This window comes from Mesorhizobium sp. WSM4887, assembly GCF_029625865.1.
In the GTDB taxonomy this organism is placed as follows: domain Bacteria; phylum Pseudomonadota; class Alphaproteobacteria; order Rhizobiales; family Rhizobiaceae; genus Mesorhizobium.
Map to the genome: position 1 here is coordinate 83,513 of NZ_JARTVP010000004.1, position 22,841 is coordinate 106,353.

The window sequence follows — 22,841 nt, forward strand, 5'->3', positions numbered from 1 at the left end:
GAAGGGAAGTGCTCCAGCGCCGGCGATCCCTCCCTCGTCCTTCACGGAAGCAACTGGCACAATCGTGTCGCATTGGTCAGCGGCAGGGGCGCATGGTAAAAGCCGGGACGACAACAGAGTTTTGGCGATGAACAAGTTCACCCCCGCAAAGCCCGCCGGCGCCCGCAGCATCGACGAGATCACAGGCAGCCGCAGGCTGCGGCGCATGCGCAAGGCCGACTGGTCGCGCCGGCTGGTGCAGGAAAACCAGCTCTCGGTCAACGATCTGATCTGGCCGATCTTCGTCGTCGAGGGCAAAAATGTGCGCGAGCCAATCGCCGCCATGCCGGATGTCTACCGTCTGTCGGTCGACCTCGCGGTGAAGGAAGCGGAGCGCGCCGCCAAGCTCGGCATCCCGGCGATCGCGACTTTCCCCAACATCGAGCTTTCGCTGCGCGACCAGACGGGCTCGCATATCCTCGATCCCGACAATGTCATCAACCGAACCACCCGCGCCATCAAGGATGCGGTGCCGGAGATCGGCATCATTACCGACGCAGCGCTCGATCCGTTCACCAGCCATGGCCATGACGGCATCCTGCGCGACGGCATCATCGTCAATGACGAAACCGTCGAGCAGGTCACGGCCGCGGCCGTCATCCAGGCAGCCGCCGGCGCGGACATCATCGCGCCGTCCGACATGATGGACGGCCGTATCGGCGCGATCCGCGACGCGCTGGACGCCAACGGCTTCCAGGACGTGGCGATCATGTCCTATGCGACGAAATTCGCCTCGGCCTTCTACGGCCCCTATCGCGAGGCTGTCGGCACCGCCGGCCTGCTCAAAGGCGACAAGAAGACCTATTATATCGACCACGCGAATTCCGATGAAGCCGTGCGCGAGGCCGAGCAGGATCTGGCCGAAGGCGCCGACATGCTGATGGTGAAGCCTGGGCTGCCCTATCTCGACATCATCCGCCGGCTGAAGGACGAGTTCCAGATGCCGACCTTCGCCTACCAGGTGTCGGGCGAATATTCGATGATCAAGGCGGCCAGCGCCAATGGCTGGATCGACGGCGAAAAGGCGATGCTGGAATCGCTTCTCGCGCTCAAGCGAGCCGGCTGCGACGGTGTCCTCACCTATTTCGCGCCGACCGTTGCGGAGATGCTGAGGGGCTAGGCCCAGGCGCAATTTTAAATTCTCGCCGCGTCACCTGGGCGCCGCCCGACGAGTTGATCGCTCGCCGGAAAATTCCGCTTGCAATCAGTTAAGCTACTCCATGACTGCTTGCAAAATGCAACTAGTTCACGAGGCGATCATGTCAAAGCTGCGCGTCAACGCTTTCACCCTGTCGCTGGACGGTTACGGCGCCGGCCCCGATCAGACTCTCGAAAGCCCGCTCGGCGTCGGCGGCGAAGGACTGCATAAATGGATGATCGGCACGCGCACCTTTCGTGAGATGGTGATCGGCAAAGACGGCGGCACCACCGGCAGCGACGACAGCTTCGCCGCGCGCAGTTTTGAGAATGTCGGCGCCTGGATCCTTGGCCGCAACATGTTCGGGCCGGTCCGCGGCGAATGGCCGGACGAGAGCTGGAAAGGCTGGTGGGGCGACAACCCGCCCTATCACGTGCCGGTCTTCGTGCTCACCCATCACAAGCGGGCGCCGATCTTAATGGAAGGCGGCACGACGTTTTACTTCGTCACCGACGGCATCCATTCGGCGCTCGAACAGGCGAAGACGGCCGCCAAGGACAAGGATGTGCGGGTCGGCGGCGGCGTCGCCACGATCCGGCAATATCTGAAGGAAAGCCTGATCGACGAGATGCATCTCGCGATCTCGCCGATCCTGCTCGGCTCCGGCGAGCATCTTTTCGCCGGGCTGGACATGCCGAAGCTCGGCTACCGCTGCACCAGCCAGGTCGCGACCGCCGACGCGACGCATGTGATGATCGGGCGCGCGTAAGCTAGGCTCCCCCTTCTCCCCTGTGGGAGATGCGGAAGTGCTCAATACTTTTCCGGCACATAAAGCGCGCGCGGCAGCACCTGGCGCTCGTAGGCCGGGTTGAAGACGCGCTCCGGCAGCGTGATCTCCTCATGCGGCACGTCTTCGTAAGGCATTTGCTGCAGCAGGTGATCGATGCAGTTCAGTCGGGCCCGCTTCTTGTCGTTGCCTTCGACAATGAACCACGGCGCTTCCTTGATGTTGGTACGGGCGAAGGTCTCTTCCTTGGCTTTGGTGTATTGTTCCCAGCGCACGCGCGACTGCAGGTCCATCGGCGACAGCTTCCACTGCTTCATCGGATCGTGGATGCGCATCAAAAAGCGCATCTGCTGCTCCTCGTCGGTAATCGAGAACCAGTATTTCACCAGCGTGATGCCGGAGCGCACCAGCATGCGTTCGAATTCCGGCACGTCGCGGAAAAACTCTTCGACCTGATCCGCATTGGCAAAGCCCATCACCTGCTCGACGCCCGATCGGTTGTACCAGGAGCGGTCGAACAGCACGATCTCGCCGCCCGCCGGCAGATGCGGCACGTAGCGCTGGAAATACCATTGCGATCTTTCACGCTCGGTCGGCGCCGGCAGCGCGACGACGCGGCAGATGCGCGGATTGAGGCGCTGGGTGATGCGCTTGATGACGCCGCCCTTGCCGGCCGAGTCGCGTCCCTCGAAGATCACTACCAGCTTCTTCTTGTGGTAGGCAACCCAGGACTGCAGCTTGATGAGCTCCGACTGCAGACGCAGCAGCTCGCGGAAATAGGTCGTCCGCTCGATGGAGGGCGGATGCGACTTCTTGTAGATCCTGGCGATCTCAAGCGAGAGCGCGGGCTCGGAAATCTCCAGCTCATAGTCCTCGTCGAGCGTGTCCTCGAGTTCGGCTTCCAGCCAGTCCTTGGCTCCGGAATTCGTCTTGACCTCGTTCATTGCGCAGCTCCTGCCTGTCAGCCACTTTCGCCTCGGATGCGCTCCGGCCGCGGCCGGAAACACAACTCCGTAAGCCGACTGAGATACAGACGCGCAATGACGGTTTATTGCGAGCAGGAGCCGGCAACGCTGGACCAGCCGATATGTGATCGGCCCGTATCGATGGCGGGGCGACAAGCCGCCCGAATTGTCCTACAAATACTTTCGCCTCTTCCCGGCGCCCGCGACGGCGCGCCTCTTCAAAACAAATCGCAAGGACCTGACATGGAATACCGCACGCTTGGCCGTTCCGGCCTGAAGGTTTCGACATTGACCCTTGGCACGATGACCTTCGGCGGGACGGGCCCGTTCGCCGCCGTCGGCAAATCCGATCTCTCGGAGGCGAGCCGCATCATCGATACCTGCATCGATGCCGGCATCAATCTCATCGACACCGCCAACGTGTATTCGAACGGCCTGTCGGAGGAGATCGTCGGCGAGGCGCTCGGCGGCAAGCGCAAGAACGATGTGCTCATCGCCTCCAAGGCGCGCATGCGGATCGGAAACGGCCCCAACGACGAAGGCCTGTCGCGCCATCACCTGATCCGGGAATGCGAGCGGAGCCTGAAGCGGCTCAAGACCGACGTCATCGACATCTATTTCCTGCATGAGTGGGATGGGGTCACCCCGCTGGAGGAAACGATCGCTGCGCTCGACACTTTGGTCAGCCAGGGCAAGATCCGTTATGTCGGCTGTTCCAATTATTCGGGCTGGCAGGTGATGAAGGCGCTCTCGATCAGCGACAGCCATCATCAGCCGCGCTTCGTCACGCAGCAGATCCACTACACGCTGGAAGCGCGCGAGGCGGAGTACGAGTTGCTGCCGATCTCGGTCGACCAGGGTCTTGGCGTGCTGGTGTGGAGCCCGCTGGCCGGCGGCCTGCTGTCGGGCAAATACCGTCGCGACAGCCCGACGGCCCGCCAGCTTGGCGGCTGGTCCGAACCGCCGATCCGGGACGAGGGAAGGTTGTGGCGGATCGTCGACGTTCTGGTCGAAATCGGCAAGGCGCGCGGCGTTTCGGCGGCACAGGTGGCGCTTGCCTGGCTGCTCGGCCGCCCGGCCGTTTCTTCGCTGGTGATCGGCGCCCGCAACGAAGCCCAACTCAAGGACAACCTCGCCGCGGCCAGCCTGACGCTGTCCCTGGACGAGCGCCTGCGCCTCGACGACGTCAGCCGCCCGCCGGTGCTTTATCCCTACTGGCACCAGCAGCTCACCGCCAAGAACCGGTTCGGCCCCGCCGACCTGGTGCTCGACCGCAGCGATATCTAAGAATCCGCGCCGTGCTCCGCACCCGAAAACGCGCGGAGGTCAGCCGGCGATAAAACGCCAGACCTCCGGGTCGGGTTCGATCTGGCCGCTGAGCACGAAATATTTGTAGAGGACGAGCAGCGATACCGCCCGCTCGTCCTTTTCGTTGCTGAACCGGCGGCAATAGGCGTTGGCTGCCGTTATGATGCGTTGGGCTTCCGCCGGGTGTTTTTCGAAATAGGCGATCTTGTCGGCGACGTCCGAAAAATCCGACGCCAGAGGCACGTAGTGGACATCGGCCTCGAGCTCAGCCTCGGCGAACCAGGTTTCGTAGGTCGGCGGCGGCATCAGGCAGAGCGAATTCGAGCTCATGATCCACTTGAGGTTCGTCGCCACGTCATTGCCTTCCAGCGAGACGATGTAGCGGAACTGCCGCTGCTGCGCGATCGTGAGATACGGCTTGCGATAGTTCTCCGGGGCGCTTGGCTTGGGCGAGCCGGCATCGCAAGACGGCAGGTCGCGCACGGCATCGACGAACCGTTTGCGGATCGGATTGTTGAAATGACCGCGCCAGACCGCCATCGGGCGCTTGTCGGCGAAGGACAGATTGTCCTTTGGCATGTTGAAATGGCGGAACTTGTCGAGCTTCATGATCACGGCGTTGCCGTTGTCGTTGCGGATCGGGCGATCCTTGACGATTGATGGCACCGCCGGAACGTCGACGACGTCGCCGAACTCGAGATCGATGAGCAGGTGGCGATCGAAGTAGCGGGCGAACTCCTTCAGGTCGTAATAGTACATGCTCCCGAACTTGGGTATTTGACTGGCGGGCACCGCCGCCGCGCTCGGCACGAAGCTATGGTCGAGCCGGTTGTAGTAGTTGACCCGATCACGGACCGTTTTGCTGGAGAGCCGTGCCTGCTCCAGCCGGCTCGCAAGCCGCTGGCGAAAGAGAGCCTGCGGCGCCACATCGCGGGTGATGTTGCGTATGAAATAAAATACCCGCGCTGCGGTGCGTAAGGGCGAGGCCATGCGTCCGTCGTTTAAAGATGTCCGTCGCCTCCTACAGCATTGTGCCGAACATCTTGCAAGCCCGCCCAAGCTGACGAACTTGTTGAAGTTCTAATATTCGACGATGGCCGAAGATCAGCCACCGACGACAGCAAAGCCCCTGGCGCGCAGGCCGCGCCGCTCGTCATGCAGCGAAGTCACCAGGCGGTCGCGGCTGCCGGCGATGTGGGCCGAGAGCAGCCGTGCCGCCTTTTCGGCGTCACCCTTTCGCACGGCAGCCAGGATGGCGTGGTGCTCGGCCCAGGCGCGGCCAAGCGCCGCCTCGTCGCGCACTTCCAGCCAACGCGCGCGGGAGAGCCTGGTCATTGCATCGCGGACTCCCCTAAGCAGGAATTCGTTGCCGGAAAGCCTGGCCAGCTCGATGTGAAAATCCAGACCAACGCGGTGCCATTCCTCGCGCGGCGTACCGGCGTCGCAGGAATCGAGCATCGCCGCGATCACCTCGATCCCGCTGCGATCTTCCAGCGACGCCGTCAACCGCACCGCCGCCACCTCGACCGCCTCGCGGTAGACGGCGATCTGGCCGAGCTCGGCGAGATTGATCGGCGCCACCGTCCAGCCGCGGCCGTCACGAGCGATCAGCCCTTCGGTCTCGAGGCGCAGCAGCGCCGCCCTGACCGGGGTGCGGGAGGCGCCGAAGCGGCTTTCGATCCAACGCTCGGTCAGCCGCTCGCCCGGGCCGATCTCGAGCCCGAGGATCATTTCGCGAAGCTGCCTTTCGACATTCTGCATCTGCGACATTGTCGTTCCGCTCTTCGGCACCGCATTGACAGCGGCGGGGTTGAGGTTCATGACGGATACCGATTTGGTATCCCAAAATGGTATCCGGAACAATCCCGGATAACCAAGCAGGCATGACATGGCAGAAAATAGCACCCAGAGCGGCTACAATATCCATTGGCGACGCAATCTCGCCGTCTGCTTCGCCGGCTCGTTCAGCACGCTGATTGCCATGACGCTGCTGTTGCCGTTCCTGCCGCTTTATGTCGAACAGCTGGGTGCCGAAGGGCACGCGGCAATCGTGCAATGGTCAGGAGTTGCTTACGGTGCCACCTTCTTTGCCGCGGCGCTGGTCGCCCCTCTGTGGGGGCGGCTCGGCGACCGTTACGGCCGCAAGCTGATGCTGGTGCGCGCCTCGTTCGGCATGGCGATCTGCATGTCGCTGACCGGTATGGTCGAAAGCATCTGGCAATTGGTGTTGCTGAGGCTCCTGATCGGCTTTGCCGGCGGCTACTCCTCGGGCTCGACGATATTGGTGGCGATGCAGACGCCAAAGGAGCGCTCCGGCTGGGCGCTCGGCGTGCTGTCGGCCGGCATCACGGCCGGCTCGCTGGTCGGACCGCTGCTCGGTGGCATGCTGCCGCCGCTGATCGGCATCCGCGCCACCTTCCTGTTGTCGGGCGCTGTCATTTTTCTCGCTTTTCTGGCCACGACTTTCCTGATCAAGGAAAACCCGCCGGCTCCCAAACCTGTCTCGTCGGCAAAGCCGAAGAGCGGCTGGGCACAGATCCCCGACAAGCGTCCGGTCGTCGCGATGCTGACGACCGGCTTGCTGCTCGCCTTTGCAACCATGTCGATCGAGCCGATCATCACGGTCTATGTGCAGCAGCTCGTCCTGGACCAGAGCAAGGTGACGATGGTCGCGGGCGTGGTGATGTCGGCGGCCGCGCTTGGAACCATCCTGTCCTCGTCGTGGCTGGGCAAGCTTGCCGATCGGGTCGGCCACTGGAACGTGGTCGTCGGCGCGCTCGCCGTTTCTGCGCTGCTGCTTGTCCCGCAAGCTTTCGTCACCGACGGCTGGCAGCTGATCGGGTTGCGCTTCCTGATGGGGCTGGCGCTGGGCGGCCTCCTGCCCTGCATCACCAGCGTCATCCGTCACAACATCCCCGACGGCGTCGGCGGCAATGTGCTCGGACTATCGATCTCGGCGCAGTATGTCGGCCAGGTCGCGGGACCGCTCGCCGGAGGCTTCGTCGGCGGCCATTTCGGCATGCGGGCGGTGTTCTTGGGCACATCGGTGCTGATGGCGCTGGGGGCGGTCTATAACTGGATTGTCCAGACGCGGCGCGCACGGCATATGCTGCTCGAGGCCGGCGAATCCTGAGCCGCGCGCGATCGAAGACGGAGCATCGAAATGAGTCTTGCCGGGCAACCATCAGACGGCGGCAGCCGCATCCTCGTGCTGGCAGGCGGTCTCGTCGGCGCGGCAGGGGTGGCGCTGTCGGCGGCGGCCGCGCATCGCGGCGGCGCCTTCACCGGCACGGCCGCATCCTTCCTGCTGATGCATGCGCCGGTCTTCCTCGCCATCGGTCTTATCGGCGGCAGCCGGTATCTCAGGATCGCAAGCCTGGCGCTGCTTGTCGGCCTGCTGCTGTTCTCGGGCGATCTTCTCGCCCGGGATTTCCTCGGTTCGCGGCTGTTTCCGATGTCGGCGCCGATCGGCGGCACGCTGCTTATCGTCGGCTGGCTGGCGATTGCGATCTCGGCGCAGTGGCGCCCAGGGTCCTAGATCCGCCTTGCCATTGCTGAGGCTCGTCGGAAAATGGGCCGCGACTACCGCCCTCCCCGACGCAGCCGCCGCTTGCGCGACGCCGGCTCCGCCGCGCGCCGCCGTTCCGGCCGGTCGGTTGGCCGCGAAATGCCCCAGTAGTTGCGATAGATGTCCTCGAAGAGATGGCTGATGGGATGCATGACTTATTTCCTTGAATTGAATCGATCCAATAGACCGACGCGAAAAAGACGGGCTGCTCAGGCGCGCTTGCGCTCCACGATGAAGCGGGGCTGACGCTTCCACGGGCCTGTCTTGCCGCGGCGCCGCTCACTCTGCTCGGCCGAAGCAATGCCCCAATCGTTGCGGTAGACGTCCTCGAACAAAAAGTTGACCGGATGCACGGCACCCTCCTTCTCGAATCTTGCTTCATGTCAGAGACTTGGATCGATTCAAATCATAACCCCTGCACCGCCGTAGTCAAGCGAAAATTTGAATCGATCCAATAAAAGTAGTAAGTGGACCGTCAGACATTCCGCGTCCATGTTCGCCATGCGACCGGATTCGGAGAACAGACATGGCATCACTTATCGAAGGCCAGGCACGCCCCATCCGGCTGGCGGATATTGCCAAGGCGGCGGGCGTCTCGCATGGGACGGCCTCCAATGTCTTCAGTCGCCCGGAGGTCGTGCGCGCCGAGGTGCGCGAGCGGGTCAGGGCGGTGGCGGAGGCGATGGGTTACGCCGGGCCTGATCCGAAAGGCCGCCTGCTGCGCGCCGGCAAGGTCAATGCCATCGGCGTCGGCACGACCGAGCCCCTTTCCTACTTCTTCGAGGATCCCTTCGCCCGCGTCATGATGGCGGGCATTTCCGAGGCCTGCGACGCCACCGGCGCCGGGATCGCATTGGTTTCGGCGGCCAACCAGGAGAAGCTCGCCTGGAACATCCAGAGCGCGCTGGTCGACGGTTTCATCCTGTTCTGCATCGAAGGTGGCTCGCGTCTCGTCGAGCTGACGCGCGAACGCAGGCTGCCCTTCGTGGCGTTGGAGCTCGGCTTTCACGACGAGACGATCTCGGCGATCGGCGTCGACAACATCGCCGGCGGACGGCTCGCCGCGCGGCATCTTGCCGAACTCGGACATCGCCGTTTCGCCGTGCTGTCGCTTACTCTCGGTGATGACCGCACCGGCTTCGTCACACCCGAAATGGTCCGCTCGGCCGTCTACACGGGAACGCGCGACCGTCTGGCCGGCTATTTCGAGGAACTGTCCGGCTTCGGTGTCGACACGAAGAGCATCCCGGTCTTCGAGACCGAGAACGAGCAAAGGAGCACCTGGGCGGGGCTCGAAGCGATCTTTGCCGGCGGCGAGCGGCCGACCGCCATCCTGGCAATGTCGGACAGGATGGCCATGATCGCCATCGACTGGCTGACTGCGCGCGGTCTGAAAGTGCCGGAAGACGTTTCCGTTGTCGGCTTCGACGGGGTGCCCGACGGCGCGCTCTGCGACCCGCCGCTGACCACCATCGCGCAGCCGATCACCGAGATCGGCCGGCGGGCCGCGCGCATGATCCTCGACTATGACGGCGCCGTGCGGCGCGAGACGATGGGCGTTGAGCTCGTCGTCAGGGCCTCGACGGGCCCTGCTCCCATATCCTAGAACCACATCTCAATATCCGCCGACCCGCGCCGGCATGGGCGGCGCAGCGAACCCGGTGCGCGCCGGCTCCGCACGCGCCGGTTTGATGCGGGTCGGGCCGAGACCGGCGAGCCATTCGAGATAGAGCGCCAGTGCGAACTGCATGGCGATGCCGGCAGCGATCAGCAACGTGTCATAGGCGAGGCCGCCCGGATTGATCAGCTTGAGCACCTGAGCGGCCATGGCAATCAGCGTGCCGGCAACGAAGACGGGCAGCGAACGCTTGCCGAGGATCGCCAGCGGATTGTCGGGCTTGGCGCGGAAAAGGTTCGATACGGCCGGCAGGGCGACTACCAGATAGCTGACGGCCAAGATATGCAGCAGCCGCGGCAGTGACAGGAAGGTCTTGTCGAAGCCGCCGATCACCACCGGCAGATTGAACCAGGTGATCTGCCCCCAGAGTGGGCTGTGCACCCAGATCGCCGCGCCCACCACATAGACGCCGGCGAAACCCACCAGCCACCGGTTTACGGGGATGGTGCCGCCGCGCTTGATATGCAGCATGGCGGCAAGGCCGATGTTGAACAGAAACTGCCAGGACAGCGGGTTCAAGAACCAGAGACCCGGCTCGGGATAATTCGGCGGAGCGATCTGCCAGATGCCGGCGACCAGCCACAGCAGCCCGGACACGGTCAGTGCCGCCACGGGCCTGTAGCTGACGAACAGAACGAAGGCCGGCGCCGCCAGAAGCAGCGCCGCATAGACCGGCAGGATGTTGTTGTAGCCGAGCTGATGGCCGAGGGTGACGATGCCGAAAAGCACCTCCGGCGTGTCCTTCATCAGCGGCTCGATGTTGATCATCTTCAACAGCTCCGGGCGGTGGGCGAACACGGCCGTGGCGGAAAACAGGGCGATCACCAGCATGGTGATGACGATGTGGGTGACGTAGAGCACGCCGGCGCGCCGCCACATCTTGAGGGTCGCCAGCAGCCTGCCCCCCGGCTTGAACTTGGTGCCATAGGCGAGCGCCACCGAGATGCCGGAGATCAAAACGAAGGCCTCTGCCGCATCGGAAAAGCCGAGGTTCTTGTAGGTCAGGTTTTCGAAGACGGTACCCGGCACGTGGTCGACGAAAATGGTGAGCAAGGCGAGCGCGCGCAGCACATCGATACGCGTATCGCGTTGAGAAACGGGGATGGTCATCGACAAAAGGCCTCAGAGCTGGTGTTTCATGTCCAGCAATGCGACCCCCGACGCACCGCTTCGATTCCTCCCGTTCGGGAGTGTATCGGCGCAGAAACGGCCCGAAATGCGCCAGGTTCAATCAACTTTCGCGGAGCTTGAAAACATTCCGTTTTGAAGCCGGCAAATCAGCGAAATCACCGTAGAATCAAAAGGATCTGATCATGTCCGAACATGACAGCAAAAACAGCGAGCTGCAGCGTGATCTGCCCTTTTCCTATCGTCTGATCAGACCGGAAAATGCGAGCGGCGGATGCCTTTTCGTGCTGCATGGATCGGGCGTGGACGAAGCGACACTTTTGCCGCTGGCGAGGCGGATCGCGCCGCGCGCGGTGGTTGTCGCAGCACGCGGCCGCATCCGCCAGGAGGACGGTTTTCGCTGGTTCGAACGAATCACGCCGACCAGCTTCGAGCAGTCGAGTATCCGCGCGGAGACGGCCGCTTTCGCCCAATTCGCAGTGGAAGCCGCACGGCTCCACGAGCTTGATCTCACCCGCGCGAGCTTCCTGGGTTACTCAAACGGCGCCAATCTGGTTTCCACGCTGATGCTGCTTCACCCGGGCCTCGTCAGGCAGGCGGCGCTGCTCAGGGCGATGCCGGTGCTCGACGATGCGCCGGCGACGAACCTTGCCGCAACGCGAGTGCTGATCATCGCCGGCGCGGCCGACCAGAGCTACGGCCCGTTCGCGCCAGCCTTGGTGACGCTCTTCAGCCAGCGCCGTGCCGAGGTCGATGCGCGCATCGTCGCCTCCGGCCACGAGTTCGGCGACGCGGATGCCGCGATCGCCCGGCAGTGGCTTGCCGCGACCTCGACGCCGGCCGCCTGACGAGAGATAGACGCTGCTGCCGAGGCTAGCCCTGCCCCATCCGGTTCCAGGCATCCAGTCCGGCGATCTTGTAGGCTTCGGCGAGCGTCGGATAGTTGAAGGTGTTGTTGACGAAGAAGTCGACCGTGCCGCCGAGATTGATCACCGCCTGGCCGATATGGATGAGCTCGGTCGCACCCTCGCCGACGATATGGGCGCCGAGCAGGCGGCGCGTGTCGACCGAGAAGAGGAGCTTCAGGAAACCTGAGTTGACGCCCATGATGTGGCCGCGCGAGGTTTCCCGGAAGCGCGCCACGCCGACCTCATAGGCGATCCCGCTCTCGCGCACCTGCTCCTCCGATTGGCCGACGGTGGAGATTTCCGGCACGGCGTAGATCCCGTAAGGGAAGGTTTCCGGCGGCGGTGGCAGCGCCACGCCGAAGGCATGGCAGGCAGCCACCCTGCCCTGCTCCATCGAGGTCGAGGCCAGACTCGGAAACCCGATGACGTCGCCGGTGGCATAGATATTGGGCGCGCTGGTCTGAAATGTCTGGGGATCGACCTTGATGCGGCCGCGGCTGTCGGCCTCGATGCCGACCACGTCGAGCCCGAGGCTGCCAAGATTGCCGCTGCGGCCGGCAGCGTAAAGCACGATTTCGGAGCGAATGGTACGGCCATCGGCAAGCGTCACTTCGGCATGATCGGGCTTGGAGGCGATTTCCTTCACCGTGCTGCCGAGGCGAATGGTCATGCCGCGGTCGCGCATCTGATGGATGAAGTCGTCGACGATTTCGCGATCGACGAAATCGAGGATGGTGTTGCGCGGCTCGACCAGCGTCACCGGCACGTCGAGCGCCGAAAAGATGGTCGCGTATTCGACGCCGATGACGCCGGCGCCGATGACGGTCAGCGTGCGCGGCAACCGGTCGAGTTCCAGCATCTCGTCGCTGTCGAAGACGCGCGTCTTGTCGAACGGCACGTCGCGCGGGCGGTGCGGCCTGGTGCCGACGGCGATCAGCGCATTGGCGAAACCGATCTCGCTATAGTCGCCATTGTCGGTGGTCAGGCTGACCTTGTTTGCGCCGATGAATCTGGCCGTGGCCCGCGCGCTTTTGACCGCGTTGCGCATGAACTGATGCTGCAGCACCTCGACTTCGTGATCGAGCGTCTTGTGCAGGCGCTCGACGAGGTCGCTGACCGAAATATCCTGCTTGACCCGGTAGCCGCGCCCGTAGAAGCCGCGCTCGCGCCAGCCGGAGAGATTGAGCACGGTTTCGCGCAGCGTCTTGGACGGAATGGTGCCGGTGTGCACGGAGACGCCGCCGAGACGCCGGCCCCTATCGACGACCAAAACCGACTTGCCGAGCTTGGCCGACTGCACCGCGGCGCGGCGCCCGGAGGGGCCGCTGCCGATGACCAGCATGTCGTAGTCCATATTCCCCATCCCCTCGGCGTCTTGTTGCGCCGCAGCAGGCTAACGCGATCCGCGCCATGAATTCAATCGCCGCAGCGCCGCTCGCCACAGCCTGCCGCGCGGGCGTCACGAGCAGTCCATCTTGATTCCGCCACCGGCTTTCACCATTTCAGTGGCGAATGGCCGAGACTTATTTCCGGCCTGTTGCGAGGCATGACACATGAACACGCGCGTGCTGGACGGCGAGATTATCACCACAAGGCTCGAGGATACACGCGTCTACCGCGGCGTGCGCACCAGGCGCATCTTCGCCTTCATCCTCGACTATTTCTTCGTGGCGCTGCTCACCATCCCCTTCGCCATATTGGTCGCCCTACTCGGGCTTTTGACCTTCGGCCTGGGCTGGGCCCTGTTCTCCGTCCTGCTTCCGGCGGTTGCCATCCTCTACATCTGGAACACGCTGGCAGCCGCGACCAGGCCACAACCGGCATGAAGATCATGGGCATCCGGCTTGAGAGGCTCGACGGCGCGCGCATCGACGGCCTGACCGCCGTCGTGCATTCGGTGCTGTTCTGGGCCGGCAACGTCATCCTGACGCCGCTGGTGCTGCTGGTCACGCTGTTTTCCGATCGCAAGCGCACGCTGCACGACCTGCTTCTCGGCACCGTCGTCACCCGCACCGATAGCTGACGCTATGTGCGGCCGCCGTCGCCGCGCCGGTTGTGCTAGATATGAACAGCTTGGGCCGGCCGCGACAGCACAATCCTGTTGAATTTTTCGCCGGCCGGGCCAAAGGTAGGGCTATTCGCAGGAGCGTGTCCAAGAATCGATGACGCAGCATCCGACCCAGTCGCCGCAGTTCTTCCTGACCGCGCCGTCCCCGTGCCCCTATCTGGAGGGCCAGTTCGAGCGCAAGGTGTTCACGCACCTTGTCGGCGACAAGGCGCCCGAGATGAACGATCTGCTCACTCAAGGCGGCTTCCGGCGTTCCCAGAACATCGCCTACCGGCCGGCCTGCGAATCCTGCCGCGCCTGCGTGTCGGTGCGCATCCTGGCGCAGGAGTTCACCGCCAGCCGCAACATGCGCCGCGTCACTCAGCGCAATGCCGACCTCATCGGCGCCATGCACGACGCGCAGCCTTCCACCGAACAATATTCGCTGTTTCGCGCCTATCTCGACGCGCGCCATCGCCGCGGCGGGATGTCCGACATGACAGTGCTCGACTATGCGATGATGGTCGAGGACACGCATGTCGACACCAAGATCATCGAATACCGGCGCCGCGGCCCCGACACCTTCATCACCGGCAAGGGCCAGGGTGAATTGATTGCCGTAGCGCTGACCGACAAGATGGCCGACGGCTTGTCGATGGTCTATTCCTACTTCAATCCCGATTTCGAGGACCGCTCGCTCGGCACCTTCATGATCCTCGATCACATCGCCCGCGCCAAGGCGATGGGACTGCCCCACGTCTATCTCGGCTACTGGGTCAACGGCTCGCGCAAGATGAGCTATAAGATGCGGTTCATGCCGCAGGAGCATCTCGGTCCGAAAGGCTGGGAACGCTACGATCACGAAGCGGTCAGTCGCTGACCTTTTTTCCAAAGCCCGTTCTTAAACTGTTTCAAGGGGCAGGAAGCTGGTGTTTCCGCCACTCGCTGGAAGCGTGCGCCATCGAGCCAGCCGCCGCCTGCAAATCATTGCGAGACCAATCATGTCTTCCCACCACGACCATCAGAAAGGCCTGCTGATCACCGCCATCGGCGGCCTGGTGCTCACCTTCGACATTCCCCTGATCCGGCTCGCGGATGGCAGCCCGTGGACCATCATGGCGCTGCGGACCGGGACAACGCTTGTCGCCACCCTGTTGATTTGGGTCGTCTGGCGCGCGGTGCGCGGCAAAGTGCCGAAGCTCATCCCCGGCTGGTCGGGCCTGGCGGCGGCGATCTGCTACGGCCTGACTTCGATCACCTTCGTCACCGCCGTCTATCATACCTCGACCGCCGACCTCGTCTTCATCCTGGCCTTCAACACCGTCTTCGCGGCGCTGCTCTCCTGGCTGTTCCTCAGAGAACGACCGCGGCTGAGCACCGTGATCGCAATGCTGGCGATGATCGTCGGCGTGCTGATCATCGTCGGCGGTTCGGTCGGCACCGGAAAACTGTTCGGCGATTTCATGGCGCTCTGCTCGGCTTTCTTCGTCGCACTCGCCATCACCATCTCGCGCGCCAGCGGCAAGGACATGGGCTTCACCGCGCTGGTCGGCGTCGTCTTTCCGCTGGCGCTCGCCGCATTCATGGTCTCGGGTGAAGGACTGCACGTCAACGCGCCGTGGTGGATCATCTTCAACGGCGCGGTGATCATGCCGATCTCGTTCTTCTGTCTCGCCGCCGGCCCGAAATATATTTCAGGGCCGGAGGTGGCGATGTTCTACGTTCTGGAGACGGTGCTCGCGCCTGTCTGGGTCTGGCTGGTCTTTGCCGAGGCTCCGACACGAAACAGCCTGATCGGCGGCGCGATCCTGATCGTGGCGCTGGTAGCCCACTCGCTCTGGCAATTGCACGAAGGCCGCAGGCGCCGCGAAGCCCTCGCCGTCGCCTACCCGGCCTGAATTTTCCTGGTCTCAGGCGCCGTCTCGATCCGTGGCGGCCCGTTCCCTTCTTCAGCGGCAGGTGGAAGCTCATCCATCAGCTCGACCTCGCGCAGCCATTCGCGCCAGATGGCGACGAGCAGCGCCATCAGTACAGGGCCTATGAAGAGGCCGAGGAAGCCCATCGTCTTGACGCCGCCGATCAGGCCGAAAAAGGTCGGCAGGAAAGGCAGCTTGATCGGCCCGCCGACCAGCTTCGGGCGCAGCGTCTTGTCGACGATGAAAAGCTCGACCGCGCCCCAGACGAACAGCGCAAGGCCCGCAAACAACTTGCCGCTGGCGGCGAGGTAGATCGACACCAGCGTGAAGGAGAGCGGCGCGCCGCCCGGGATCAGCGCCATGATGCCGGTAAGCGCCCCGAGCGTGACCGGCGACGGCACGCCGGCCAGCCAATAGGCGACGCCCAGCACCACGCCCTCGCCAATGGCGATGACGGTCATGCCGGTGACGGTCGATGAAATGGTGGCCGGAACGACGCGCGAGATGCGCTCCCAGCGAGTCGGCAGGATGCGCTCGCCGAGGCGATCAACCTGCGCCGCGAAGCCCTCGCCGTCGCGATAGGCAAAGAACAGCGCGATCAGCATGAAAAGCAGCGTGAGCAGCAGCCCGAAGGCGCTGCCGCCGGCGGCCAGCGCGCCGCGATAGATGGTGCCGATGTTGGAGCCGCTGACCATCTGGATCAATTCGCCGATGCCGCCGGGATGGCCGAGATTGGCCGTCCACTGCTGGTTCAGCCATTCGCCGACGACCGGCATGGTGGCGATCCATTGGGGCGTGGCAGAGCCGTGGCGGTTGGTCTCGATCGCCCAGACCACCCACTCGCGAAGCTCGTTGATGGCGTAAGTGCCGGCGAGCGCTATCGGCACCACCAGGAAGGTCAGAATGAACAGGATCGCGAGGGTCGCGGCGATCGTGCGGTTGCCGCCGACCCCGGCGAGCAGCCGGCGGTAGAGCGGCCAGCTGGCGAAGGCGATGACGAGCGCCGCCAGCACCGGGAACAGGAAGCCGTGGAAGAAATAGACGCCGGCGGCGACGATCAGCACCAGGAGCCAGCGCGCCGCCGACAGCGGCGGGATGACGGCAGCCCTCAGCGGCGCCGACAGACCGAACAGTCGCTGCCCTGGTTTCTGGATCTCAGCCCGCTTCAACGCGGCGGTTCTCCCCTGCCAGCTCCGATGGTTGCTTATGCACCATCATAGTGCAGCAATCGTGACGATAGTCCAAATGTTTGCGCCTAGCCTCCTCCCCGTGTGGGAGAAGGTGGATCGGCGCGTAGCGCCGAGATGGATAAGGGGTGTTCCAGCGGAGTGTGAGACGTCTGTGTTCCCTGGAACACCCTCGTCCGTCGCCTTCGGCGACACCATTTCCCACAGGGGAGAAGGGGAGCCTCGCTACCCGAACTTGCCCGTCCTCGGGAAACCCTTCGGCACCATGCGACCGGCGGCTGCGCGGGCGCCGATCCACTCGGCCAATTCCTCGCGCGACTTGGTGAAGGTGCGGTCGGCCGAATCCTGCCAAGTCAGCCCCGCTGCAATCGTGAAGGTCTTAAGGTCCAGCACGCCGCCGTCCTTGTATTTCTGCAGGCGCACACCCTTGCCGCGCGCCATTTCCGGGATTTCGGACAGCGGGAAGATCAGCATCTTGCGGTTCTCGCCGACAATGGCGAGATGGTCGCCGGCGACCGGAATGCAGCGTTTGGCCTCGTCCGGCGCCTTGACGTTCATCACCTGCTTGCCCTTGCGGGTGTTGGCGATCACCTCTTCCTCGGAGACGACGAAGCCGTTGGCGTCGTAGGAAACCAAGAGCAGCTTGCGCTTCGGGTCGTGGACAAAGGCGGTGACGATGTCCTGGTCGTTTTCCATGTCGACGATGATGCGGATCGGCTCGCCATGGCCGCGCCCGCCCGGCAGCCGGTCGGCGCCGATGGTGTAGAACTTGCCGCCGGTGGTGAAGACCAGGATCTTGTCGGTCGTCTGCGCGTGGAAGGCGAGCTTCAGGCTGTCGCCTTCCTTGAAGGCAAGCTGCGAATAGTCGGTCAGGTGACCCTTCATCGCGCGGAGCCAGCCCTTTTCCGAAACCACGACGGTGACAGGCTCGCGCTCGATCATGGCGTGCGCGATATCGGTGAGGTCATGCTCGGGCGCGTCGGCGAACTGGGTGCGGCGTTTGCCGAGCTCGGTCTCCGGACCGAACTTCTTACGAACCTCAGCGACTTCCCACTTGATCGTCGCCCATTGCTTGGCGTCGGAGGCAAGCAATGCCTCGATCTGCTTCTTCTCCTCGGTAAGGCCGTCGAACTCCTTGCGGATTTCGATCTCTTCCAGCTTGCGCAGGGCGCGCAGCCGCATGTTCAGGATGGCTTCGGCCTGATTGTCGGTGAGCGACCAGCGGGCCATCATCACCTGCTTGGGCTCGTCCGCCTCGCGGATGATCCTGATCACCTCGTCGATGTTCAAATAGGCGATCAGATAGCCGGCCAGGATTTCCAGCCGCTTCTCGATCTCGCCTAGCCGATATCTCGAGCGGCGGATCAGCACGTCGCGGCGGTGATCGAGCCATTCCTTCAGCACGCCCTTCAGCGACAGGACGTTCGGCACCTTGCCGCGCGACAGCACGTTCATGTTGAGCGGGAAGCGGCTTTCGAGCTCGGTCAGCTTGAACAGCGATTCCATCAGGATGCCTGGATCGACGCTGCGGCTCTTCGGCACGAGCACGATACGGATATCCTCGGCGCTTTCGTCGCGGACGTCCTCGAGCAGCGGCAGCTTGCGCGCCATCAGCAGCTCGGCGATCTTCTCGATCAGCCTGGCCTTCTGGACGCCATAGGGGATTTCCGTGACGACGATGCTCCAGGTGCCCCTGCCCTGGTCCTCCTGGCTCCATCTGGAGCGCACGCGGAAACCGCCGCGGCCGCTCTCATAGGCTTCGAGGATCGAGGCGCGGCTGTCGACGATGATGCCGCCGGTCGGGAAATCCGGCCCTTGGACGAAATCCATCAGCTTCGCCACCGGCGCGTCCGGATGCTCGATCAGATGAAGTGCCGCGTCGCAAAGCTCGGCGGCGTTGTGCGGCGGGATCGAGGTCGCCATGCCGACCGCAATGCCGGACGAGCCGTTGGCGAGCAGGTTCGGGAAGGCGCCGGGTAGAACGGAGGGTTCCTCGTCCTCCTCATTATAGGTCGGCCGGAAGTCGACGGCGTCCTCGGTGATGCCGGCAAGCAGCTCAGTCGCCACCTCCGTCATGCGCGCTTCGGTGTAGCGCATGGCGGCGGCGTTATCGCCGTCGATATTGCCGAAATTGCCCTGCCCGTCGACCAGCGGGTAGCGCATCGAGAATTCCTGCGCGAGCCGCACCAGCGCGTCGTAGATCGACTGGTCGCCATGCGGATGGAACTTACCCATCACCTCGCCGACGATGCGGGCGCATTTGGCGAAGCCCTGATCCGGGTTGAGCCGCAAGAGCCGCATGGCATGCATGATGCGGCGATGGACCGGCTTCAGTCCGTCCCGCACATCCGGCAGCGCCCGGTGCATGATGGTCGACAGCGCATAGGCAAGATAGCGCTTCTCGAGCGCTTCCTTCAGATCGACCGGTTCGATGTTGTCGCCGCCGCCATTGTCTCCAGGCGGCAAATGCCTTTTGCCCATGGATTTGGACTAGCCGAGCGGGTGATTCGCGGCAAGCGCCGGGTTGGCAGTCGGCGGATTCGTCGCAAATGGCGACGTGAAGGATTTCACGGAAGCGGCAAGTTGAACATTCCAGTTTGCCCATTCTGCAACCGGCCCCGGCAGCAAGCGGGCTAACCGGCCAACATCAATCTGTTACATGCGCCCTCTATCTGGGCAGGCAACGCGCCGGCGCAGGAGAGCCGCGGTCTTCATGACAAATTCACCGCATCATGCAAAGCGTGCCGGCCGGGTTTGCTTTTCATCGCCGTTTTCGACAAATGTGCCGGGAAACGCCTTGTTCCCGACCCGTTCGTCGCGGAATGGTGATGGAGTAGAATTCAAAAACACTTTTCAGGACAGGGAACTCGCCATGAAAATTCAACGCTCAATGCTCAAGAAACTGGCTTTTTCAACCATTCTGCTGGCCCTGCCGCTCAACACCGCCTTCGCCGCCGATCCGGCGGTGGCCGACCGCGTCAAGGCGGCCCTTGCCGCCCAGGGCGTCGACATTTCCTGGACCGGCGTCTCCGGCGACAATTCGAACGCGGTGCTGCAGGGCGTGTCCATCAAGCCGGCAGCCGAGAAGGAAGCCCTGCCGATCGGCGACGTGAAGCTGGAGGGCATCACCGAGGCCAATGGCGGCTTCGAGATCGCGACCGTCTCGAGCTCGGCATTCGAGCGCAGCCAGGACGGCGTGACGCTCAACCTCAGCCCCGTTGTCATTCACGGCATGAAGGTGCCGGCCGAAGGCAGCACCGACCCGCTCGGCTCGCTGATGATGTACAAGTCGGCCGAGCTCTCCAACATGACCGTCAAGGTCGGCGACAAGACGGCCTTCTCGATGGACGGGCTGGCCGTCCAGATCACCCCGCCGGCCGACGGCAAGGCGATGGACTTCACCGCCAACACGGAAAAGTTCAACGCCGACCTGACACTGGTCGAGGACCCGAAGTCGAAGGAGGCGATCCAAGCGCTCGGCTACCAGAATATCTCCGGTACGGTCTCGATGGCCGGCACCTGGCAGCCCAGCGACGGCAAGATGGAGCTCTCGAAATACGACATCTCGGTCGAGAATGCCGGCACGCTCGGCATGACCTTCAATCTCGGCGGCTACACCCTCGACTTCATCAAGTCGATGCAGGAGATGCAAAAGAAGTTCGCCGCACAGCCGGAGGGTGCCGACAATTCCGCGCAGGGCATGGCCATGCTCGGCCTCTTGCAGCAGCTTTCCTTCAACGGCGCCTCGGTGCGCTTCGACGACGATTCGCTGACCAGCAAGGTGCTCGACTATGTCGGCAAGCAGCAGGGCATGTCCGGCAAGGACGTCGCCAACCAGGCCAAGGCGATCGTACCGTTCGGCATGGCGCAGCTCAACAATCCCGAACTGACGGCCGAGGTGTCGGCCGCGGTCAACAAGTTCCTCGACGACCCCAAGAGCCTAGAGATCTCGGCCGAACCGCCGGCGTCGGTGCCGTTCGCGCTGATCATGGCCGGCGCCATGTCCAACCCGCTCGACCTGCCGAAGACGCTGGGCGTGAAGGTCAAGGCGAACGAGGACTGATCGGGGCGCTTCGCACCTGCCAGCATTATCCAACGGCGGTTCGGATGATCCGGATCGCCGTTTTCGTAAGATCAGGGCCTGACCTCCTCGACGAAGGCGTTCGTCGCTCTTTACAAAGAGTATGTCGGACCACACCGGCCCGCCGTGACCCTCCTCGGGGTCTCGGGTTTGGCATTCCCGCAGCAATTGGTTGAAATCCGGGCGGTTGCCCACACGCTCTGACCCAATCCTTGAGAAAATGGCTCTGGGAGCGATGGCCAGCCGCCAATCGCTCCCGGGGCTACCATCGATTCAGGATGAGCCCCCGCGTCAGTCCTTCTTCGCGACGGCGACGCGCAGCGACAGCTCCCGAAGCTGCTGCGGGGTGGCCTCCGAAGGGGCGTTCATCAGCAGGTCATAGGCCTGCTGGTTCATCGGGAACATGGTCACCTCGCGCAGGTTCTTGGCGCCGACCAAAAGCATGACGATGCGGTCGATGCCGGCCGCCATGCCGCCATGCGGCGGCGCGCCATACTGGAAGGCGCGGTAGAGGCCGCCGAAGCGCTCCTCGACCGTCTGGCGATCGAGGCCGACCATCTCGAAGGCCTTGACCATGGTCTCCGGCAGGTGGTTGCGGATGCCGCCGGATGCGATCTCGAAACCGTTGCAGACCATGTCGTATTGGAACGCCTTGATGCCCAGCGGCTCCTGGCCGCCGAGCGCGTCGATGCCGCCCTGCGGCATGGAGAACGGATTGTGGGCGAAGTCGATCTTCTTCTCATCCTCGTTCCATTCGAAGAACGGAAAGTCGACGATCCAGCAGAGTTCGAAGCGATCGCGGTCGACGAGGTTCAATTCCTCGCCGGCGCGGGTGCGCGCGGCGCCCGCGAAGGAAACGAACTTCTTCGGGTCACCCGCGACGAAGAAGGCGGCATCGCCATCGGCAAGGCCAAGCTGCTGGCGCACCGCCTCGGTGCGTTCCTCACCGATGTTCTTGGCGATCGGTCCGGCGCCTTCGAGCTTGTCGCCCTCCTTGCGCCAGAAGATGTATCCGAGGCCTGGCTGGCCCTCGCCCTGCGCCCAGGAGTTCATGCGATCGCAGAAGGCGCGGCTGCCGCCGGTCTTGGCGGGGATAGCCCAGACTTCGGCCTTCGGATCGTTGGCCAGGATGTTGGCGAAGACCTTGAAGCCGGAATCGCGGAAATGATCCGAGACCGCCTGCATCTCGATCGGGTTGCGCAGGTCCGGCTTGTCGGTGCCGTAGGTCCGCATCGCCTCGTCGAAGGGAATGCGGCGGAATTGCTGAGTCACCGGCTTGCCGGCGGCAAAGGTCTCGAAGACGCCGCGAAGCACCGGCTCCATGGTGGAGAGCACGTCATCCTGCTCGACGAAGCTCATCTCGAGGTCGAGCTGGTAGAACTCGCCGGGCAGGCGGTCGGCGCGCGGATCCTCGTCACGGAAGCAGGGCGCGATCTGGAAGTAGCGGTCGAAGCCGGAGACCATGATCAGCTGCTTGTACTGCTGCGGCGCCTGCGGCAGGGCATAGAAGGTGCCGGGATGGATGCGCGACGGCACCAGGAAGTCGCGCGCGCCTTCGGGCGACGACGCGGTCAGGATCGGCGTCGAGAATTCGGTGAAACCGACCTCGCCCATGCGCTTGCGCATCTCGGCGATGATCTTGGTGCGCGCAACGATGTTCCTGTGCAGCGTCTCGCGGCGCAGGTCGAGGAAGCGGTATTTCAGGCGGATGTCCTCGGGGTATTCAGGCTCGCCGAACACCGGCAGCGGCAGCTCCTTGGCCGCCGAGAGCACTTCGATCTCGCGCGCGAAAATCTCGATCTCGCCAGTCGGCAAATTGGCGTTGACGGTCTCCGGCAGGCGCGCCTTGACCTCGCCGTCGATGCGGATCACCCATTCGCCGCGCACCGTCTCGGCGACCTTGAAGGCCGGCGAGTCCGGGTCGGCGACGATCTGGGTCAGGCCGTAATGGTCGCGCAGATCGATGAAGAGCAGCCCGCCATGGTCGCGCACGCGATGCACCCAGCCGGACAGGCGGACCGAATTGCCGACGTCGGTCTTTCTCAATTGGGCACAGGTGTGGCTGCGGTAACGATGCATTGTCATTGGTGG

20 protein-coding genes and 1 pseudogene are annotated in these 22,841 nt (G+C 63.7%); 11 read left to right on the plus strand and 10 right to left on the minus strand.

Features of this window, described 5'->3' with window-relative positions; genetic code table 11:
* Window positions 1-127: 127 nt before the first annotated feature.
* Window positions 128-1,159, plus strand: a complete 1,032-nt coding sequence (gene hemB, locus P9230_RS17315) for a porphobilinogen synthase (RefSeq protein WP_278120119.1) — start codon at window positions 128-130, stop codon at window positions 1,157-1,159.
* Window positions 1,160-1,298: 139 nt separating this feature from the next.
* On the plus strand, window positions 1,299-1,946 hold the full coding sequence (locus P9230_RS17320) for a dihydrofolate reductase family protein (RefSeq protein WP_067330027.1): 648 nt from the start codon (window positions 1,299-1,301) through the stop codon (window positions 1,944-1,946).
* A 41-nt stretch (window positions 1,947-1,987) separates the two neighbouring features.
* Here P9230_RS17320 and ppk2 read toward each other — a convergent pair whose 3' ends face one another.
* On the minus strand, window positions 1,988-2,908 hold the full coding sequence (gene ppk2 / locus P9230_RS17325) for a polyphosphate kinase 2 (protein ID WP_095801266.1): 921 nt from the start codon (window positions 2,906-2,908) through the stop codon (window positions 1,988-1,990).
* A 264-nt stretch (window positions 2,909-3,172) separates the two neighbouring features.
* Here ppk2 and P9230_RS17330 point away from each other — a divergent pair, with 264 nt between their 5' ends.
* On the plus strand, window positions 3,173-4,216 hold the full coding sequence (locus tag P9230_RS17330; protein ID WP_067330020.1) for an aldo/keto reductase: 1,044 nt from the start codon (window positions 3,173-3,175) through the stop codon (window positions 4,214-4,216).
* 39 nt (window positions 4,217-4,255) lie between these two features.
* On the opposite strand, the gene P9230_RS17335 is transcribed toward P9230_RS17330, so the two are convergent.
* Both P9230_RS17335 and P9230_RS17340 read right to left on the minus strand, forming a co-directional pair.
* Complete coding sequence (locus P9230_RS17335; protein ID WP_278120122.1) at window positions 4,256-5,227, minus strand: glycosyl transferase family 90; 972 nt, start codon at window positions 5,225-5,227, stop codon at window positions 4,256-4,258.
* Window positions 5,228-5,341: 114 nt separating this feature from the next.
* Window positions 5,342-6,007 (minus strand): GntR family transcriptional regulator, encoded by a 666-nt coding sequence (locus tag P9230_RS17340; RefSeq protein ID WP_067330206.1) that lies wholly within the window; start codon window positions 6,005-6,007, stop codon window positions 5,342-5,344.
* Between the two features lie 118 nt (window positions 6,008-6,125).
* Between P9230_RS17340 and P9230_RS17345 the strand changes: the two genes are divergently transcribed.
* Both P9230_RS17345 and P9230_RS17350 read left to right on the plus strand, forming a co-directional pair.
* Window positions 6,126-7,370 carry a multidrug efflux MFS transporter gene (locus P9230_RS17345; protein ID WP_278120123.1) on the plus strand — a complete coding sequence of 415 codons (1,245 nt, stop codon included), beginning with the start codon at window positions 6,126-6,128 and terminating at the stop codon, window positions 7,368-7,370.
* A 30-nt stretch (window positions 7,371-7,400) separates the two neighbouring features.
* Window positions 7,401-7,775 carry a DUF423 domain-containing protein gene (locus P9230_RS17350; RefSeq protein WP_127246935.1) on the plus strand — a complete coding sequence of 125 codons (375 nt, stop codon included), beginning with the start codon at window positions 7,401-7,403 and terminating at the stop codon, window positions 7,773-7,775.
* A 44-nt stretch (window positions 7,776-7,819) separates the two neighbouring features.
* Here the strand turns inward: P9230_RS17350 and P9230_RS17355 are convergent, their stop codons facing one another.
* The gene (locus P9230_RS17355; protein WP_095801262.1) at window positions 7,820-7,957 is read right to left on the minus strand and encodes a hypothetical protein; all 138 of its coding nucleotides are present in this window, start codon (window positions 7,955-7,957) and stop codon (window positions 7,820-7,822) included.
* Between the two features lie 57 nt (window positions 7,958-8,014).
* Window positions 8,015-8,158 (minus strand): hypothetical protein, encoded by a 144-nt coding sequence (locus P9230_RS17360; protein WP_082954112.1) that lies wholly within the window; start codon window positions 8,156-8,158, stop codon window positions 8,015-8,017.
* Window positions 8,159-8,331: 173 nt separating this feature from the next.
* Between P9230_RS17360 and P9230_RS17365 the strand changes: the two genes are divergently transcribed.
* The gene (locus P9230_RS17365) at window positions 8,332-9,411 is read left to right on the plus strand and encodes a substrate-binding domain-containing protein (RefSeq protein WP_067000691.1); all 1,080 of its coding nucleotides are present in this window, start codon (window positions 8,332-8,334) and stop codon (window positions 9,409-9,411) included.
* A 9-nt stretch (window positions 9,412-9,420) separates the two neighbouring features.
* Here P9230_RS17365 and opgC read toward each other — a convergent pair whose 3' ends face one another.
* Window positions 9,421-10,593: an OpgC domain-containing protein gene (gene opgC / locus P9230_RS17370; protein ID WP_067330202.1), complete on the minus strand. Its 1,173-nt coding sequence runs from the start codon at window positions 10,591-10,593 to the stop codon at window positions 9,421-9,423.
* A 203-nt stretch (window positions 10,594-10,796) separates the two neighbouring features.
* On the opposite strand from opgC, the gene P9230_RS17375 reads away from it, so the two are divergent.
* Window positions 10,797-11,459 (plus strand): alpha/beta hydrolase, encoded by a 663-nt coding sequence (locus P9230_RS17375; RefSeq protein WP_278120127.1) that lies wholly within the window; start codon window positions 10,797-10,799, stop codon window positions 11,457-11,459.
* A 25-nt stretch (window positions 11,460-11,484) separates the two neighbouring features.
* On the opposite strand, the gene sthA is transcribed toward P9230_RS17375, so the two are convergent.
* On the minus strand, window positions 11,485-12,873 hold the full coding sequence (gene sthA / locus P9230_RS17380; protein ID WP_278120129.1) for a Si-specific NAD(P)(+) transhydrogenase: 1,389 nt from the start codon (window positions 12,871-12,873) through the stop codon (window positions 11,485-11,487).
* Window positions 12,874-13,072: 199 nt separating this feature from the next.
* Between sthA and P9230_RS17385 the strand changes: the two are divergent.
* The 3 genes and pseudogenes from P9230_RS17385 to P9230_RS17395 all read left to right on the plus strand — a co-directional run bounded on the left by P9230_RS17385 (window position 13,073) and on the right by P9230_RS17395 (window position 15,464).
* Window positions 13,073-13,542, plus strand: a pseudogene (locus P9230_RS17385) (RDD family protein).
* A 139-nt stretch (window positions 13,543-13,681) separates the two neighbouring features.
* Window positions 13,682-14,446, plus strand: a complete 765-nt coding sequence (locus P9230_RS17390) for an arginyltransferase (protein ID WP_067000678.1) — start codon at window positions 13,682-13,684, stop codon at window positions 14,444-14,446.
* Between the two features lie 121 nt (window positions 14,447-14,567).
* On the plus strand, window positions 14,568-15,464 hold the full coding sequence (locus tag P9230_RS17395) for a DMT family transporter (protein WP_127324739.1): 897 nt from the start codon (window positions 14,568-14,570) through the stop codon (window positions 15,462-15,464).
* On the opposite strand, the gene P9230_RS17400 is transcribed toward P9230_RS17395, so the two are convergent.
* Window positions 15,452-16,651, minus strand: a complete 1,200-nt coding sequence (locus P9230_RS17400) for an AI-2E family transporter (protein ID WP_067329987.1) — start codon at window positions 16,649-16,651, stop codon at window positions 15,452-15,454. The two genes, P9230_RS17395 and P9230_RS17400, sit on opposite strands and share 13 nt — an antisense overlap.
* A gap of 243 nt (window positions 16,652-16,894) precedes the next feature.
* Window positions 16,895-19,150: a DNA topoisomerase IV subunit A gene (gene parC / locus P9230_RS17405; RefSeq protein ID WP_278120132.1), complete on the minus strand. Its 2,256-nt coding sequence runs from the start codon at window positions 19,148-19,150 to the stop codon at window positions 16,895-16,897.
* Window positions 19,151-19,541: 391 nt separating this feature from the next.
* Here parC and P9230_RS17410 point away from each other — a divergent pair, with 391 nt between their 5' ends.
* Entirely contained in the window at window positions 19,542-20,732 is a 1,191-nt protein-coding gene (locus P9230_RS17410; protein WP_278120134.1) for a hypothetical protein, read from the plus strand.
* A gap of 309 nt (window positions 20,733-21,041) precedes the next feature.
* Here P9230_RS17410 and aspS read toward each other — a convergent pair whose 3' ends face one another.
* A complete protein-coding gene (gene aspS, locus P9230_RS17415) occupies window positions 21,042-22,829 on the minus strand; it encodes an aspartate--tRNA ligase (protein ID WP_067329976.1) in 1,788 nt (595 codons plus the stop codon).
* Between the last annotated feature and the right edge of the window lie 12 nt (window positions 22,830-22,841).

Bases quoted from the DNA above. Each gene is read 5' to 3' on its own strand.
- hemB (WP_278120119.1), top strand. From the start codon at position 128: ATGAACAAGTTCACCCCCGCAAAGCCCGCCGGCGCCCGCAGCATCGAC.
- ppk2 (WP_095801266.1), bottom strand. From the start codon at position 2,908: ATGAACGAGGTCAAGACGAATTCCGGAGCCAAGGACTGGCTGGAAGCC.
- P9230_RS17350 (WP_127246935.1), top strand. From the start codon at position 7,401: ATGAGTCTTGCCGGGCAACCATCAGACGGCGGCAGCCGCATCCTCGTG.
- P9230_RS17390 (WP_067000678.1), top strand. From the start codon at position 13,682: ATGACGCAGCATCCGACCCAGTCGCCGCAGTTCTTCCTGACCGCGCCG.
- P9230_RS17345 (WP_278120123.1), top strand. From the start codon at position 6,126: ATGGCAGAAAATAGCACCCAGAGCGGCTACAATATCCATTGGCGACGC.
- parC (WP_278120132.1), bottom strand. From the start codon at position 19,150: ATGGGCAAAAGGCATTTGCCGCCTGGAGACAATGGCGGCGGCGACAAC.
- P9230_RS17355 (WP_095801262.1), bottom strand. From the start codon at position 7,957: ATGCATCCCATCAGCCATCTCTTCGAGGACATCTATCGCAACTACTGG.
- P9230_RS17410 (WP_278120134.1), top strand. From the start codon at position 19,542: ATGAAAATTCAACGCTCAATGCTCAAGAAACTGGCTTTTTCAACCATT.
- P9230_RS17330 (WP_067330020.1), top strand. From the start codon at position 3,173: ATGGAATACCGCACGCTTGGCCGTTCCGGCCTGAAGGTTTCGACATTG.
- opgC (WP_067330202.1), bottom strand. From the start codon at position 10,593: ATGACCATCCCCGTTTCTCAACGCGATACGCGTATCGATGTGCTGCGC.
- P9230_RS17365 (WP_067000691.1), top strand. From the start codon at position 8,332: ATGGCATCACTTATCGAAGGCCAGGCACGCCCCATCCGGCTGGCGGAT.
- sthA (WP_278120129.1), bottom strand. From the start codon at position 12,873: ATGGACTACGACATGCTGGTCATCGGCAGCGGCCCCTCCGGGCGCCGC.
- aspS (WP_067329976.1), bottom strand. From the start codon at position 22,829: ATGCATCGTTACCGCAGCCACACCTGTGCCCAATTGAGAAAGACCGAC.
- P9230_RS17335 (WP_278120122.1), bottom strand. From the start codon at position 5,227: ATGGCCTCGCCCTTACGCACCGCAGCGCGGGTATTTTATTTCATACGC.
- P9230_RS17395 (WP_127324739.1), top strand. From the start codon at position 14,568: ATGTCTTCCCACCACGACCATCAGAAAGGCCTGCTGATCACCGCCATC.
- P9230_RS17375 (WP_278120127.1), top strand. From the start codon at position 10,797: ATGTCCGAACATGACAGCAAAAACAGCGAGCTGCAGCGTGATCTGCCC.
- P9230_RS17340 (WP_067330206.1), bottom strand. From the start codon at position 6,007: ATGTCGCAGATGCAGAATGTCGAAAGGCAGCTTCGCGAAATGATCCTC.
- P9230_RS17320 (WP_067330027.1), top strand. From the start codon at position 1,299: ATGTCAAAGCTGCGCGTCAACGCTTTCACCCTGTCGCTGGACGGTTAC.